Origin of the sequence: Xenorhabdus vietnamensis, assembly GCF_002127535.1 — a bacterium.
GTDB classification, from domain to species: Bacteria; Pseudomonadota; Gammaproteobacteria; order Enterobacterales; family Enterobacteriaceae; genus Xenorhabdus; species Xenorhabdus vietnamensis.
This window is the reverse complement of record NZ_MUBJ01000002.1, coordinates 216,654-231,829: the sequence shown is the minus strand read 5'-3', so window position 1 is coordinate 231,829 and position 15,176 is coordinate 216,654. Positions and strand designations below refer to the sequence as shown.

Genomic DNA, 15,176 nt, shown 5'->3' with positions numbered 1-15,176 from the left:
CAGTACTCGCTTTCGAAAATCTAAGCTGTAGCCCATCTCATTTTATGCCTTGTCATCTTAGATTTAGATATTATGTCATATTAATATGATTTAGCTATAAATCTTATCATAATCTGGAACTTTAGGATTTAGATAGAAATCATTTCCATATGTATCTTTAATATTATTGATGATTGTTAAATTAAATTTTTCATTTGCTTTCCATGTATTAATAACATCGTTAATAAAAAACCAACTAAAGAAGTAAGTAAAATATTTTCACAATAATTACTCCTGCCATATCGTATTTAACATTTTTTATCATCAATTAAGTCAATAAAACCCTTTATTTTTATTTGTTCTTTATCCAGCATGCCAATGTCTTCATCCAGGAAAGGAGCACTCACTGTTGATAGCCGGCTAACCCTAATACCATTTTTATTTTTATATTCAGATTTTTTTGTTAACCATTTTACGATTGAATCCATAATGTAATATTACTCTAATTTTTTAAAATGGTCGCAGAGCATTAATAAACGCTCTGCTGATAAATTATAAACTTTGGGCACTCAAATCCATTTTTTCATCAAACACTATCCTTAGATATTTCCTCATTTTGCAATGTATCTGGAGGCATGATTTTATCCAACTCAGCCAAAATATCTTCGATTTGAGATTCCCAATCAGTTGGTTTGGGTTCTTGACGCAAAATAAATAACGATGCAAATAACGTTCTTTGACGTTGAAAATCGACTGAACTGACAACCTCTTTTCCTTGAATTAAATATTTCGCCATAAAGGTCAATAAATAGGCCTTTCCTATCCATGAACTATGGATATTAGGAATCCGAGGCCTAAAAGTATGAATAAACAAATTATTATTTTCATCAAAGCCATAAGTTCTTAAAAGCAATATATTTTTATAATGTACAGCTTCTAATTGTGTATAGCGTGCAACATACATTTTTCCTTTTGCCCACGTGTAAAAAATTTGCTTTTCTCTATCAATAACGAATGGAGCTAATTTACGAGAGAAAAATAGCAAATACAAAAAAAATGTATTCGTAGTAAGGAATAGTAGGAAGAAACCTCCATCTAGCAATAAATCATTGCGTGCTTTAGATTTTTCATAAAATCCACTATCCGTATAACGAATATGAAAATATTGTAGTAAAGATATATTTTTGGAATTTCTAATATATTCATATTTATTAAAGTGCTCAGGAAGTTTAGGATTCAAATAAAATTCATCTCCATATCTTTTCTTAGCAATAGTAACCATCCCAAGGTAAAACTTCTCATCACCTCTCCAATCCTTAACATAATCATTAATAAAAAAACAGAATCCTAATAAAAATCCTATAAGAGCAGGAATAATAATATTTGTCCGGTGACTATTAATCTCGTTAATTATTACACAATTTTTATCATTAATTATTTCAACAGCCCCTTCATTTTCTAATTGTTCCTTATCTAATATTTCAATATCTTCCTTCAAGAGAGGATCACACACTGTTGATAGTCGGCTTATTTTGATATCATTACTTTCTCTTGCGTTCATTTTTTAAACTCTTTTATTATTAACACTTCTGTTACTGACCATTTTTGTTATTAAAATTACAGGTAGAGTAATTTTGTATCATTATATCCATAAATTGCATTTTCCCATATTGGCTCCTCCCCCCACTTATAACGTAAAGGAGAAATGGTATCTTCAGTAGGCATATAGTACCAAGAAAGATTTAAATACTTAGCATGTTCCTCTTCAATTTCTAATGACAAAGTAAGAGTACCATTTTCATCAATTGAATTTTCATTACCTGATTTTTTGTTTTTATCAAATATATTTGATAGTGCATATTCCATTAAACTTTCAAATCTCTCCTTAGCCCTCTCATAACCCATCAACGTAAAATAATAACTAGGGTGGTTTCTTCCTTCCTCACCATGAGAAGATTTCGAGATTTTATAAACCAGCTCTGATTCACCTAATCTAAAACCAGGTAATAAAAAGCTATAAATTACCTTTCCTTTTTTATTATTTTCTTTTTTCAAAACTGGTTTAATAAAAATATTTAAAAACTCTTGACGTTCAACTAAAAATGCTTTTTTTGTATCATCATCCATTTCGTTGGTCTTAGAAAACTGTTCAGTTATATCATTCGGCCTTCTGGTATCCCAAAAAGCATACTTATTTCCCTTTCCCCAAAAACAATTATTCAATAAGTTTTCAAATTCATCTTTACTAAATAAAATCACACCAATATATCCCATTGCTGCTAATGTCACGCCCGCCCAAAATATAGGACCTCCTAATGATGCTAATCCGGTTCCTCCTGCCGCGGCTGCTCCAATTGCGCCTCCAGTTGCCGGAGTGGCTAGCAAAAATGTACCAGTCATTATTAATGTACCTGTACCAATAGCGGCGTGCGAATAACTTTCCATCTGATTACCTATAGAATAAGCATGATAAGCGTCATAATATGAAAGCCCTCCACTCAAAAGTCCCGTTGCCACCACAGCTCTCTTTGCTATTATTTTCACATAATCGCTATTTAACATAAGATTACGTGATACTGTGCCCAGCAAAGCGCCAATTGCAGGACGATTTATTTTCTGTGCCAGTAATTCCGCCCTTGCTGCTGCCTTTCCTAAGTACTCAGAAAAATTTCTTGCTGCAACCATTCCACCAATGATTGTATTTAAATATGTAAGACGAATATAAAGAGTTTTGCTACTCGCTTTCAGCGGGTCATTTTGGTCAAAATTAGATTGTGACGCTAATGAGTAAAATGTATACATTTTCATGTATAAATCTAACCCACTCAAACTACAATCAAATAATACACTGGTTTGATGTTGTAAATGGCGCATAGCCACAACATTGAATTTTGGTTGATTAAATTTAATTATAGGTATTTTTACGTATAATCTATAAATATAGTTGTCAATTCTTTTGGACCAATTGAATACTTTCCTTCCTCCCCATTTTTTCAGCTCAGCATTAATTTTAGACATACCTCCTTTAATTTTACCTGGAATCCCTTGATTTTTATATTCTCCTAATTTTTTTAATAATTTATTCCACTCTTTTTCATCTAATACAACATGTTTTCCTTTCTGTATTTCAACGCCTAAAAAAGACAAACACTTGATAGTGAAATATTGGTTTAGCTTTTCAACATTTCCTGCATAGGCATACATTGATATCTGACTTGCCTTTTCCGCTCCAACCACAAATAAATGTGCAATAACTTCAGCCGTGGCATTTAATAATTTATCTACCCCGATAGTAACATATTTTGCCATTACATCTTTGTTTGCTCCATCATGCCCTAAGGTGTTGACAACACCGTTGCGAACAACATCCCAAGTGCTACTAGATTCTGAGGCAAGATCCCCCGCTAATACACGCAGTGATATAGACATTCCTGCATCTGAGCTTTTTAGTGGTTCAAGTAACTCTGAAATAAGAGTACTAAATATCTTAAATTCTTTGGCATCTTCTTCACTGAGGTCATCTTTTCGCTCATTCACAGAGAAGAAATTACTGAAATAATGAGTCAGGCCACCTAATTTATCAGAAACACCAGGGTCTTCAAAGAACCCCCTATATAAAGCAACAGTCGCTTCCTGAGTTTCATTTACGTCTTTAATCGGATCTATAAGTTTAGGCCACCACGTTTTCCAATTATCTAAATGGATATTATCTTTAAATTGTTCACTCAGTGTAAAATTATCTACTACAGCATATTCCAGTTGTTCAATAAATTGGCCTATTGTGAGAGGATATATATTGGTAGCCATGTAACTTCTCTGCCAAATAGAAAGCAAAGTATGAACATTCAAAAGATCACGCTGATATCCGACTGGGTCATGTAAAACAACAATTTTCGCTTTGTCTTTATAATACGGACATAGCACACTATCCATCTGACGCATCACCAGATCGACATCCATTTTATAAGTATCTTCTGTAGTTAAATCACCAAGATTGACGGGAGGCGCGTTTGGATCTTGTAAATGTTCATGATAGCGTTCAAATTGTTCTCCAACCTCTTTAAATTCTTCTATCAGGGTTTTTAAATGCTCCTCTGTGGCATCAATAGCATATGAAGATTTTTCATCATCCAGATCAACAAACTGCATTGCATTTCTGCGAAAAGATTCATCGTTATCTATCTTGTCTAGGATTCGCTCGGAAAAAGAAACCTCACTATAAACAATACTAATTTTGGATACGTCTTTATTAAGAGCCAGAAAAGGATAGCCTAATCCCGCTGAACCATTAGCAGGTTGTATTTTTCCCCAGGATGCATTATCCACTTTTCTCTCATATTGGGTATATTTTACCATTAATCCTCTTACACCATCTTTGACCTCTACAACTTGAGGACCATACTTAAAAATCAATAATCTCCCTTTATATTGAGATCCCCGTGTTTTTAACGGTTCTTCTTCCTTTACATATATCCAACCAGCTCTGGGCATTCGAATGCAATATCCGTCTGCCGGAAATAGTGACAGAATTTCTGGGTCAATATAATCATATATTGGGGATGGTAACTCGGCTTTTGCGTTTTTTGCTGAACCAAAAAAGTTCATATATGCATATCTGGCTGGATAAACAGGCCGGATATTGACGTCACAGGGTCTGACAACAGTATCCATATCCAATTCATGGGGTATGTATTCCCTCGCCATATCGACAAGTTCTTCAAATGTTTTTTCCACTTTTTTCGCGGCGGTCTCAAGAGCGTCATTTGTGTTCGTTAATATCGATTTTTCCATTTATCTTATTTCCTTGTGTTAACTTAATATCCGGTTTTTAAAACAATATTCATAACAAATCAGTGCCCGCGCCTCTTGCAGTTGTGCTTCTGCACAGGCATGCTGCCATGCCCGTTGCCAGAGCTCTTCGTTATCCCGCGCCAGACTTCTGCCCGCCACCAAATGCAGAATGGAACGCTGATGGGAAAAACCCGCCAGACAAGCAAAATTGATCTGTTGCACCACAAAGGCTGGCAGTTGTTTTTTCTGGTCTGGTGACAGTTCCCGTTGGGTTTCTGCAATAAATTTGACTATCTGAGCCACCGCCCGCTCTTGGGTCTGCCCCGCCAATAGGTTCATCAGATAGGGGTTGATTGCCACGGGTGCCGTTTTCTCCTGATCCAGTACGTTTTCAGCCAGAGAAAGGGCGTAGTACTGTGCCGTCTGGCTATCGAAATAACCGATGCGTGTTATCGGGCGCATAAAGTGCATCAGCTGTTCATCCGGCAGGCTTTTTAGTAACGGGAGCAAGCCTTGCGGTACATAGAAGCGGTAAAACACCCATGATTGCTGTTGTTCATTCCTCAGGTAGGTGAATTTACGCAGGTGATTACGGATCACGGGAAATGGCTGGTCACTGTCGATAAAAATACCCAGCTCTGGCGTGCTCGGTTGTGTGATCTTTTGCTGAAAGGCAGAGCACACCGTTATGTCATCGGTTAATTCCACCAGATAAGGGGCGCTGTCTTCGAGCGTGATTTGGGTTTCCCCCTGAAACAGGCTTTCCCATCGCAAGTTGGAAACCATCAGGTCAGGCACGATAAAACTGCCCATCACCCGACGGTAAACCGTGGCGTCAATCACCATATAACAGTACTGTCGGTGCTCTCTGGCGGGCATGGTTTCCATTACAGTGAACTGCAATACGCCACGTTCGGCAGGCAGAGGGGAATTGATACTGCGTGCATTCAGCGGTATCACCTGAGCCCCCCGTTCCATCCCCTGCCGAAACTGCCGCAATAGCGGCAATTCGACACAAGGGCTGGCGGCAAGGTATTCAGGCAACGGCTGAATACTTTGATATTGCCCCGGTGAATGTCCCACCTGTAGGACATATTCCACCAGCGCCGACAAAGCCTGCGGCTTGCTCGTTGCACGGACAATCGATTGGGCAGAGTAGTCCTCACCTTGTTGCGTGGCATAGGAATAATCCACCACCCAATGTTCGACATAATCAGGTATCCAGGACATTATTCCGATGACTCCTGCTGCTTACGGGCTTTTTCCCGGCAATCCTCTGCCATTACCAACCCTTCATTGGCTGATCCGCTAAGTGACGGCACCGTGCCCGGGCTGCCCCCCGTAACCGAAACATCCCCTTGCAGGGTGATTTTGCCGGTGATCGTCACCCCTGAACCATCCAGCTTAATCGACCCCGCCTTGCCTTTGATCAGCACGGATTCGCTGGCCTGTAGGGTATGGACTTTCGTCAGGCTCTGGATATTGTTGACCACATTCAGGGTATAGTTGTTGTTGATTCTGGCGGTTTTGTCCCGCCCCACTTCTTGCAGGTGATCCGCAAAGATATTTTCCTGCCAGTTGTTGTTGATGCAGGTTTTGCGATCTTTGGTGATGGTTTCAAACTGGTTCAGGTCAATCTGGATGTGCTGTTCATGCATGATCCTGATGAATTCATCGTTGCCGATTTCATGTTTGCGATTGTTCAGGACATGGTGGCTTTCATCGTGACCAACACGTTGGGTCTTATCGTGGTTTATCTGGATAAGCTGATCTTTCTGGGCATGGATATAAATTTCCTCGCTACCTTTCGCATCTTCAAAACGCAGTTCGTTAAATCCTTCGCCTTTATGAGTATGCGTTTTAAAGGTGGTGCGGGTTTTTTCTGCGGGCAGATCCAATGGAGGACGGTTACGCCCATTGTAGGTACAGCCCGTCACTATCGGGCGATCAATATCCCCGTTCAGGTAGGAAATAATCACTTCCTGACCAATGCGCGGAATGGCCATAAAACCATAGCCATCACCATTCCAGCCTTGCGCTACACGCACCCAGCAGGAAGCACGGTCATCCGCTTCATCGTAACGGTTCCAATGGAAATGAACTTTGATAGCGCCATATTTATCAACGTAGATCTCCTCACCTTCCGGCCCCACGACGGTTGCGACTTCATCTCCATCCGCCAGCGGCTTATATTGGAAAGGCGCGCGCCAATCCTGCCTGCCCGGAATAAAGGTGACGTGATTGGTTAACGTTGTCCCTTCCCCCGCGTTTCTGGAAGCTTGTGGCTGATGCCCATGATGTGTGACAGTAACAACCTGCCAGCGATCATTCATTGTCGCAATCGGGTGGGATTGCAGAACAAATATCCGACCCGGTCGTAATTTGATGCAGTTGGTACTCGCTTTACCGACTTTGCTCTGGTTCTGCAACTGTTCCAACCGCAATTGGGTGAAAGGGCGACCTTCTGCATCCCTCTGAAAACGTCCATAACTTTCAAATACAGAATGGTTCCCGCCATTGCCATTTTCCAGTGCAGTCAAATGTTGCAGAGGATAGGAAGGCCGAAGGAAATTATTATCTTTATGGATCGTTTCATCTGGGCACAGATATTCGCCGTAATTCCACTGCCATGCTGTCAAATCACTGTTATCTGTGTTTGCTTGTACATTGTAGGTCAATGTCAATGCCGCCAACATGCCGAGATGAGAATTGCTGTAAAACAATCTGTCCTCTTCGAACCAGAACATAATGCCTTCTTCCGCAGCCAGCCGGCACCAAAATTCATAGGCAGATTCGCGTTTCTGGGTGGTATATTCCCGTATCGAATGCTGCTGGTGATCTTTATAAAACTTGTTGTCTGCCTTGATGCGATGTTCTTTCAGCAATTGACCAAGGATATCCGGCACGGATTGATGATGGAAAATCCGGCTATCCTGATTGAGTGTCATCAACCACATTTCCGGACGGATAATAAAAGTGTAATAAGTTTGCCGACCATCCGTATTACCCTGCTCGGCTCCGGCCACAACACCATTGACGGTTCGCTCAGTGACACCATCCCGAATCACCGTCAGAGAAGCACTGGAACCCAATTGTTCATTGAGTGCCACATTATTAAAAGCACTGACAACTGTCATCGACAGGTGAAAGAGTTGTGATAGCCCCTCCTGTAAGCTGAAATCCACTACCTGAAACGTGGACTGCGGCAGTGCACCTATCTGGCAAGTGAAAACTAATCCATCCATTGCAGAAACTCCTTACATAATTGAGCGATAACCTTGAATCATTGAAGGTGACAGATACCATTCCGTCTCTGAAGGTTGGCTGAGCACACGCATTCGCAGCCATGTCCCTTGGGCAAGGCAGAACGGGAAGAATTGGTACAGTGAATTGGCGAATCGATACATTTCGCCGGCATCGGTATAAGCAGTTTCATCCAGTATCAGGGTAACCAGCAGGCAGCGAACAGGCCTGTCCCGGATTATTCTGTCACCCCATTTTGCCTCTATATTGGCGATCCCCCCGATCATGCACCGGATATTTCGACTGGAGGCGCGATCGATATCTGCATACAGGTCAAAATCCTGTAGTAGCTGTTTGACTGACGCGCTCATTTCCAATAAATGGCTGCCGACAGAATAATGTGACAACAAATCCCAATGACGATGGCTATCAACAATCGGAGGATAAGTTTGTGAAGTGAGAGTGATATTTTTTAATTGAAAAACTTCGGGAACATTTTCTCCTGTCTGGCAGATCTCGCCCAGTACAAGAGGTGCCTGATATTGTTCAAAGCCATAAAAATGGCAAATGAATTCACGCTCAGGTGGTTTACACATTAACTCCGCTTTGCTGTCATAGAAAATCAGCTCGTACTGTATTCTGCCCAGCGCATCTTTACTGACTTCAAGCGCATAGAACCAAGCCTTGTCGTACTCTGGATGATAACGTTCCATACCTGTCAGGAGACTAACCGGATAAAACAGGTATTCATCCCCGCGTCTTTCCTCTTCTGTGTTTGGCTCATTTTTCAGTTCAATACCTACAATATGCAAAACACCCTGAGTCGGCATGAGGGGTAAGCGATAGCGCGCTGTTTCTGGTATAAAAGGAAGTGTCACCTGACTGTTACGCGCCATATTAACCACAGGCGTACAATGAAGCTGGAATGCAGACTTTATTTGAGCTGCTGACAACGGCAATACTGTATTCAAAGTTAGAACGACACTGAATTCACGCTGTTTTGTCAGTTTCAATCGCTTTGCCATTGTCGGCAGAGGTAAATTCAAAAATTGGTTAACATGTGGCAGATAAAGAGACTCAACTAACAATTGTGGTGCCCAGTTATCCCCTACCGCAGATGACAAAACCAATCGGGAAGCACCTGAGCGCGGTTCAAACCGATCTCCGTGTGCTTTATACACCTGCCCATCGTGATACAGTTCAGCACCATCATAATATTGAGTCAGCCCCAGCATCAAGGCATCAGCAACCTGCTCATCACTGCTCAGGAACAAATTAATCGGTTGGGTCAGCCACTCTTCTTCCTTACCAATATAGCGGAATTTTAAGGTGATTTTCGTTGTCTGTACCTGATGAGTGATATCACGTGACACTAATATCAAAGGTTCAATAGGACATTCTCGGCAAGTAACAAATGGCTGTCGATGATGAGTATGAACTTCTGTTCCTGCCGGTATGGAAAAAGCAAAATCCCCCTGCACGCCACTGCCAAACTGAATAATGCTGGTCGCAGGAATACCTTTGATCGACTGTGCCCGTAATTTTTGCAGTAACGGCTGAGTCAATTCAGGGAAGGCATCATCGACTTTCTGACTCAAACGGGCCATTAAAGCAGCAAAGCCCTCATTAACCCTTTCAGCATCAGGATCCCTGCCACTGAGTACATCCTCAAGATGTGATTTATCTTCACGCGCAGATTTCGCAAGTTGCCTTAAGTAATCAAGTTCCCATTGATAATAATATTCAAACGATTTCACAACTAACTCCTTTTACTTAAAGAAAGTGGCATGTTGTGAGAATGACCACTTTGCATTTATACCTGTCCTTCAAGTTGCAGCGTTGTTGGCATCCTGAAATACATACGGTATATGTTTAATTTATCAATTTCAGGTAAGTAGAAAATATTTATCAATTTTTATGAATTAAAAAAACCGCTTAATATATACGCTGTCGGGTGTATGTCAAAACAAAAAATAGCGAACATATTGTTCCTTTATTCCCATTTATTCATCGCATAAACATTAATGTTACTAAGTATTATTATTTAAAATTAATAAACCAATTTGATGAATTAATGCATTTTCCATGAAAAGCTTAAAATACACGATAGGGGAATCTAACTATTGGAGGTATTACATCAATATGGATGACCGCCGATTGTTTCAGGTGTGTGCTGATAGCCTGATGTAACGGTGTCAGCATCGTGCTGAGCCACACCTGCGCTTCGGAAATCGCACCGATTGAAAAGGTCATACCGCATTGTTCACGGAACAGGCTGCGTCTCTTACTGATATTGAGATGATATTGCCTAGACTAACGTTTGGACTCATGACCAATCAGGCTAATAGCGATTAAAATGCCGTATAAAAAAATAACACCTTGTCGGTAATCTGCTGTAGGATCGCGCTCTTATAGTTATCTGATTAATTGTTGATTAACTCAATATATTTCATGCTGTATTATTCCTCTTCTCTATATCAGTAAAAGTATAAAGAGGAAATAATGACAGCAAAAACAACACACAACTACGTTATTCGCCCCATTACCCAACAAGATAACTCAGGCATTGCTGCGGTGATCCGTGAAGTATCTGCCGAGCATGGTTTAACCGCAGACAAAGGTTTTGCCGTTGCTGATCCGATTCTGGATACCCTGTACGAAGTTTACAGCCAGCCACGCAGTGCTTACTGGGTTGTTGAAATGAATGGCGAAATCGTTGGCGGTGGCGGTGTTGCTCCGCTGGCTGGTGGTGATATTGATATCTGCGAATTACAAAAAATGTACCTTTCATCAGCACTGCGGGGAAAAGGTGTAGCCAAGCAAATCGTACAGCAATCTCTCGAATTCGGTACAGTACAAGGTTTTAAACGCTGTTATCTGGAAACGACGGAGAACTTGAAAGCGGCCATTGCTCTGTATGAAAAGCTGGGGTTCAGCTATCTTGATGAGCCACTTGGCAATACAGGCCACAGCGACTGTGAAGTCAGGATGATCAAGACACTATAACGCCATCAAACTACTATAATGGCAATGGTCATCAATAAACCTGCCCCACGGATCCAGTGGGGCATTTGGCTTTGATGCTATTTTCAAAAGGCCTTAATGAAGTTTGGGTTCATCTTCCTCTGGGGGAAAGAGATCACCTTCGTCGTCTTCATCATCTGGCGCATCCGGATCTTCAAAGTACGTTCCCCAGCCGTCGTAATTTATACCGATCTTTTCAGCCAGATCCATCAATTGCTCAACCTGTGCGTCGATCAGTTCTGCCTCCAAACGGCTTTCGCTGATCACATCGCAACACATCAAGACAACACGATCTTCTGTTTCCAGTTCTTCTGCATCCGTGACTTCATAACCTAACTTGAACGCTTCAAGTGCAGCTTTTTCCAATTGATCGAAGTCTTCCGCTGAAAAGTGGTGTTCAATAATATAAAGCGCTTCAGGATCGCTGCCATCTTCCAATAGTTCTTCGATGATCAAGCGAGTTTCTTCACGCCGTTCTTCTAAAGCATGCGGGTCTGCCATGCCAATCCCCTCCGTCAGTTGGCTATCCTGTTTTGCATTCTCCCATCTTTTATGTACAAAGGATATATCTATCCAATTTTGTTTAAGAAGAAATGCAAACCGTAAGCGACTGATCTATAACCAGTCTTAATACTTTTACTCTTATAAACATTGAGCACGGGGGCTTGTAATTAGATTTTTTATCGATATATAGTGAATATAAATTCAATATAGCACTGATGGAGACAATGCATAATGAACCCATTTTTCAAGCGCCCGTTACTAAGATTACTTGATATTACCCCGACAGAAATTAATACTCTTTTAACTCTGTCTCATGAATTAAAAGCGAATAAAAAATCAGGTTCAGAGTCTCCCTTACTCACAGGGAAAAATATTGCCCTGATCTTTGAAAAAGACTCCACCCGTACACGTTGTGCATTTGAAGTCGCAGCCCATGATCAAGGTGCCAATGTGACCTATTTAGGCTCAAGTGGCAGCCAGATCGGACACAAAGAATCCATCAAAGATACCGCACGGGTACTGGGGCGTTTATATGATGGCATCCAATACCGTGGGTATGGTCAGCAAATTGTCGAAACGTTGGCGCAATACGCGGGCGTTCCGGTGTGGAATGGCCTGACTGATGAATTCCACCCAACCCAACTTTTGGCTGATTTACTGACGATGCAGGAACACAGCCAAAAACCTCTGTCTGAAATTAAATTTGCCTATTTGGGCGATGCTCGCAATAACATGGGCAACACTATGCTGGAAGCTACTGCATTGACGGGCATGGATCTCCGTTTGATCGCGCCAAAAGTGTGCTGGCCTGACGAAAACCTAGTTGCAGAATGCCAAAAACACGCAGAGAAAACTGGCGGTCAGATCACTTTGACAGAAGATATTGCACAAGGTGTAAAAGAGGCTGATTTTCTATATACCGATGTTTGGGTATCTATGGGAGAACCAAAATCGGTCTGGCAAGAGAGGATTGCTTTGCTGAAACCCTATCAAGTCAATATGGATGTTGTGAAGCTGACCGGAAATCCAGAAGTAAAATTCTTACATTGCCTGCCTGCTTTTCACGACGAAAAAACGACGCTTGGTCAGCAACTGGCAGAGGAATTTAATTTATATGGTGGTCTGGAAGTCACCAATGAAGTGTTTGAGTCAAAACACAGCATTGTGTTTGATCAGGCTGAAAACCGAATGCATACCATTAAGGCGGTGATGGTGGCAACGTTGGTGGAAAACCTGGATTTGTAATTCATTGTAGTAGTTCAAATCTGAACTTAATATCTTCGTTAATATTCTCACTGGACATTTACAATACCGTAAATGCCCAGTGTTAAACCATGATCCATTACCAAATAAAGGTTAGGACTAAACTACTACACATAACTCGTTACAGGTTTTAAATTCCGATAATATCTCAGTGCTTCATCATTACGCCCAAAACAATATCCGAGAATAACATGCCTATTAGGGTCTGATATATACCGATTAAAACTTGGCGTTGACATGCCATCCATATTTCTGACACGAATTCTATTATCGACCCGCCCTATATATCTCAAATCTTGTTTAAAAAATCTGATCATGACTCCAAAGCGTTATAATGATGTTTTTCAATATAGGCGCCAATCAGTTTTTCATGAATTTCTATCAACGTGAGTAACAAATTGTTTTTCTTGCCAATCGTTTAATATTAATACGCAGATTGAGATTATGCCCGTACAGGTTCGGTTTGACCACAATATCGGCAAACAACCTCTATCGTCACAGTCATAGGATGGCTCCACTAAAAAACACAAGAATATAAAATTAACGCTTCGGAGTCATGACCCAAAAGAAAAAGCCTAGCCGACCAGATCGTATAATATCTACTATGTGTCATACCTGCCATAACGTGCAAAAAATCATCGCCTACTACTCATCACTAATTTAAACGCAAAAAACAAAAATAATCCGCCTGTCGCGCGATTCATCCATTTAATGACATTTTCACGGCGTAATATATGGGAAAGGGGGCGTGTGGCATAAATCAGTGACAATGACCACAATGTGCCAAGCAATACATGGATCGCCACTAAGCTGAATGTCCATAAAATGGGGGAATGCCCTTGGGGAATAAATTGAGGCAGGAATGAAACATAAAACACACCCATTTTCGGATTAAGAACATTCCCCAACATACCTCTGATAAACCAATTCTGGCTTTTTACAGAGGAGGAGTTCTCTCCTCCAAGATCCTTTTTAGGATTCCAGATCATTTGAATTCCCAGCCAGCATAAATACACTGCACCACACCATTTTAAGATATTGAACGCCAGTTCTGATACCGCAATCAATGTACCAAGGCCGAATGCCACCATTGCCCCCCAGATAAAACACCCCGCATTAATACCAAGGGCGGCTTGAAAGGCTTTTTTGCCGCCTTCCGCCGTGGCAGTTCGCAAAATCAACGCGGTATCCAGACCTGGAGTCAAGGTAAGCAATGTAGCCGCTACAGTAAATGCAAGCAGGGAATCCATGACTGTCATGTTTATCTCCAAAGCTAAAATAAGCTTGCCGAGAATGCTAAATGACACACATATATCCAACTGGCACGGTTTTTGTCAACCAAACTCCGTTATCTGCCCATCTTTCATTATCCAAGGCCAAGCCAATAGATTCCGGCTGGTGGCGCAATACATAACTTAAAAACTTACTGATTTTAATATCGATTTGATCCATGTTTTTACCTGCTGATTTGAATTCCTTATATTAGATTCAACACTGCATCCAACTCTGATTCGATAAAAGCGTGAATCCTCTCTTTACACAGGCCGTATTCTGCCTCATTTACTGACTGTTTAATTCGCAGCAGATCATCATGTTCAATTTTTAATTGTGTGGTTAAAACTACATCTTACCTATGCTTTGACATATGCCAGACTTAAGCATATGCTTTGACATATGCTAAATATTTTTATTTAGGAGGGAGTGATGGAAAAGGTCGTGAAAATTTTCAAGAATGGACGTAATCAAGCCATTAGATTACCTGTCATGTTTGAATTTGATACTGATAGAGTTTATATCCGCCAAGATACAAATGGGGATGTCATATTGTCAAAAAACAAATCTAAGCGTGATGACTGGGATTTATTCTTCAATATGTTAAATAATTTCTCTGTTCCAAATGATTTTTTAGATACCAATGAACGCAATCAGGACATAACAGAACGCGATCCATTTGAAGGAATGCTTTAATGTACATGTTGGATACAAACACGGTCAGTTATATTTTTCGGAAGAATCCAGCGGTAACCGCCAAATTACGCATTGTGTCACCATCAAGAATATGCATATCTAGTATTACTGAGGCTGAATTGCGCTACGGTGTTGCCAAACGACAAAACAAGGAACTGGAAAATATTGTTAACATGTTTATTGATTCGATCACTGTTTACGATTGGGACAAAGACGCGGCAAAAACTTATGGCGAACTCCGTGCCAGTATGGAACAAACTGGTCGTGTTATGGGCACGATGGATCAGATGATTGCTGCTCACGCCCTGAGTAAAAAACTGACGATTGTTACCAGTGATTCTGCATTTGGGATGGTTAATAGTCTAAATATTGAAGACTGGAACAAATATTGACAAGTGGGACCA

14 protein-coding genes and 2 pseudogenes are annotated in these 15,176 nt (G+C 40.9%); 4 read left to right on the top strand and 12 right to left on the bottom strand.

Features of this window, described 5'->3' with window-relative positions; all coding sequences use genetic code 11:
- Positions 1 to 287: 287 nt before the first annotated feature.
- From Xvie_RS03190 to Xvie_RS21320, 7 genes are all read right to left on the bottom strand, one after another.
- Positions 288 to 467, bottom strand: a complete 180-nt coding sequence (locus Xvie_RS03190; protein WP_086107924.1) for a hypothetical protein — start codon at positions 465 to 467, stop codon at positions 288 to 290.
- 98 nt (positions 468 to 565) lie between these two features.
- Complete coding sequence (locus Xvie_RS03185) at positions 566 to 1,540, bottom strand: hypothetical protein (protein ID WP_086107923.1); 975 nt, start codon at positions 1,538 to 1,540, stop codon at positions 566 to 568.
- Positions 1,541 to 1,596: 56 nt separating this feature from the next.
- The gene (locus Xvie_RS03180; RefSeq protein ID WP_086107922.1) at positions 1,597 to 4,770 is read right to left on the bottom strand and encodes a toxin VasX; all 3,174 of its coding nucleotides are present in this window, start codon (positions 4,768 to 4,770) and stop codon (positions 1,597 to 1,599) included.
- A gap of 18 nt (positions 4,771 to 4,788) precedes the next feature.
- Complete coding sequence (locus Xvie_RS03175; RefSeq protein ID WP_086107921.1) at positions 4,789 to 6,000, bottom strand: DUF4123 domain-containing protein; 1,212 nt, start codon at positions 5,998 to 6,000, stop codon at positions 4,789 to 4,791.
- Positions 6,000 to 8,015, bottom strand: a complete 2,016-nt coding sequence (gene tssI / locus Xvie_RS03170; RefSeq protein WP_086107920.1) for a type VI secretion system tip protein TssI/VgrG — start codon at positions 8,013 to 8,015, stop codon at positions 6,000 to 6,002. The genes Xvie_RS03175 and tssI overlap by 1 nt, the downstream gene beginning before the upstream one ends.
- Before the next feature lie 12 nt (positions 8,016 to 8,027).
- Positions 8,028 to 9,770, bottom strand: a complete 1,743-nt coding sequence (locus tag Xvie_RS03165) for a type VI secretion system baseplate subunit TssF (RefSeq protein WP_086107919.1) — start codon at positions 9,768 to 9,770, stop codon at positions 8,028 to 8,030.
- A 337-nt stretch (positions 9,771 to 10,107) separates the two neighbouring features.
- Entirely contained in the window at positions 10,108 to 10,266 is a 159-nt protein-coding gene (locus tag Xvie_RS21320) for a hypothetical protein (protein ID WP_167376227.1), read from the bottom strand.
- A 249-nt stretch (positions 10,267 to 10,515) separates the two neighbouring features.
- On the opposite strand from Xvie_RS21320, the gene Xvie_RS03160 reads away from it, so the two are divergent.
- Entirely contained in the window at positions 10,516 to 11,019 is a 504-nt protein-coding gene (locus Xvie_RS03160) for a GNAT family N-acetyltransferase (RefSeq protein ID WP_086107918.1), read from the top strand.
- Between the two features lie 93 nt (positions 11,020 to 11,112).
- On the opposite strand, the gene rraB is transcribed toward Xvie_RS03160, so the two are convergent.
- Positions 11,113 to 11,538, bottom strand: a complete 426-nt coding sequence (gene rraB, locus Xvie_RS03155; RefSeq protein ID WP_086107917.1) for a ribonuclease E inhibitor RraB — start codon at positions 11,536 to 11,538, stop codon at positions 11,113 to 11,115.
- A 234-nt stretch (positions 11,539 to 11,772) separates the two neighbouring features.
- On the opposite strand from rraB, the gene argF reads away from it, so the two are divergent.
- On the top strand, positions 11,773 to 12,786 hold the full coding sequence (argF, locus tag Xvie_RS03150; protein ID WP_086107916.1) for an ornithine carbamoyltransferase: 1,014 nt from the start codon (positions 11,773 to 11,775) through the stop codon (positions 12,784 to 12,786).
- Positions 12,787 to 12,911: 125 nt separating this feature from the next.
- On the opposite strand, the gene Xvie_RS25085 is transcribed toward argF, so the two are convergent.
- From Xvie_RS25085 to Xvie_RS03130, 4 genes and pseudogenes are all read right to left on the bottom strand, one after another.
- Entirely contained in the window at positions 12,912 to 13,121 is a 210-nt protein-coding gene (locus Xvie_RS25085) for a hypothetical protein (protein ID WP_086107915.1), read from the bottom strand.
- Positions 13,118 to 13,251 (bottom strand): annotated as a pseudogene (locus Xvie_RS22460) (IS1 family transposase); the annotation flags it as partial. The pseudogene Xvie_RS22460 and the gene Xvie_RS25085, both read right to left, overlap by 4 nt.
- Positions 13,252 to 13,439: 188 nt before the next feature.
- The gene (locus tag Xvie_RS03135; RefSeq protein WP_086107913.1) at positions 13,440 to 14,063 is read right to left on the bottom strand and encodes a LysE family translocator; all 624 of its coding nucleotides are present in this window, start codon (positions 14,061 to 14,063) and stop codon (positions 13,440 to 13,442) included.
- 94 nt (positions 14,064 to 14,157) lie between these two features.
- A pseudogene (locus tag Xvie_RS03130) lies at positions 14,158 to 14,256 on the bottom strand (RNA 2'-phosphotransferase); the annotation flags it as partial.
- Positions 14,257 to 14,508: 252 nt separating this feature from the next.
- On the opposite strand from Xvie_RS03130, the gene Xvie_RS03125 reads away from it, so the two are divergent.
- Complete coding sequence (locus Xvie_RS03125) at positions 14,509 to 14,772, top strand: antitoxin (RefSeq protein ID WP_086107912.1); 264 nt, start codon at positions 14,509 to 14,511, stop codon at positions 14,770 to 14,772.
- Positions 14,772 to 15,164: a type II toxin-antitoxin system VapC family toxin gene (locus tag Xvie_RS03120; RefSeq protein ID WP_086107911.1), complete on the top strand. Its 393-nt coding sequence runs from the start codon at positions 14,772 to 14,774 to the stop codon at positions 15,162 to 15,164. Before Xvie_RS03125 ends, Xvie_RS03120 begins: the two co-directional genes overlap by 1 nt.
- Positions 15,165 to 15,176: the final 12 nt, after the last annotated feature.

Coding starts and splice junctions, on each gene's coding strand:
- Xvie_RS25085 (WP_086107915.1), bottom strand. CDS start 13,121: ATGATCAGATTTTTTAAACAAGATTTGAGATATATAGGGCGGGTCGAT.
- Xvie_RS03160 (WP_086107918.1), top strand. CDS start 10,516: ATGACAGCAAAAACAACACACAACTACGTTATTCGCCCCATTACCCAA.
- Xvie_RS03175 (WP_086107921.1), bottom strand. CDS start 6,000: ATGTCCTGGATACCTGATTATGTCGAACATTGGGTGGTGGATTATTCC.
- Xvie_RS03120 (WP_086107911.1), top strand. CDS start 14,772: ATGTACATGTTGGATACAAACACGGTCAGTTATATTTTTCGGAAGAAT.
- Xvie_RS03190 (WP_086107924.1), bottom strand. CDS start 467: ATGGATTCAATCGTAAAATGGTTAACAAAAAAATCTGAATATAAAAAT.
- Xvie_RS03180 (WP_086107922.1), bottom strand. CDS start 4,770: ATGGAAAAATCGATATTAACGAACACAAATGACGCTCTTGAGACCGCC.
- rraB (WP_086107917.1), bottom strand. CDS start 11,538: ATGGCAGACCCGCATGCTTTAGAAGAACGGCGTGAAGAAACTCGCTTG.
- argF (WP_086107916.1), top strand. CDS start 11,773: ATGAACCCATTTTTCAAGCGCCCGTTACTAAGATTACTTGATATTACC.
- Xvie_RS03185 (WP_086107923.1), bottom strand. CDS start 1,540: ATGAACGCAAGAGAAAGTAATGATATCAAAATAAGCCGACTATCAACA.
- Xvie_RS03135 (WP_086107913.1), bottom strand. CDS start 14,063: ATGACAGTCATGGATTCCCTGCTTGCATTTACTGTAGCGGCTACATTG.
- tssI (WP_086107920.1), bottom strand. CDS start 8,015: ATGGATGGATTAGTTTTCACTTGCCAGATAGGTGCACTGCCGCAGTCC.
- Xvie_RS21320 (WP_167376227.1), bottom strand. CDS start 10,266: ATGACCTTTTCAATCGGTGCGATTTCCGAAGCGCAGGTGTGGCTCAGC.
- Xvie_RS03125 (WP_086107912.1), top strand. CDS start 14,509: ATGGAAAAGGTCGTGAAAATTTTCAAGAATGGACGTAATCAAGCCATT.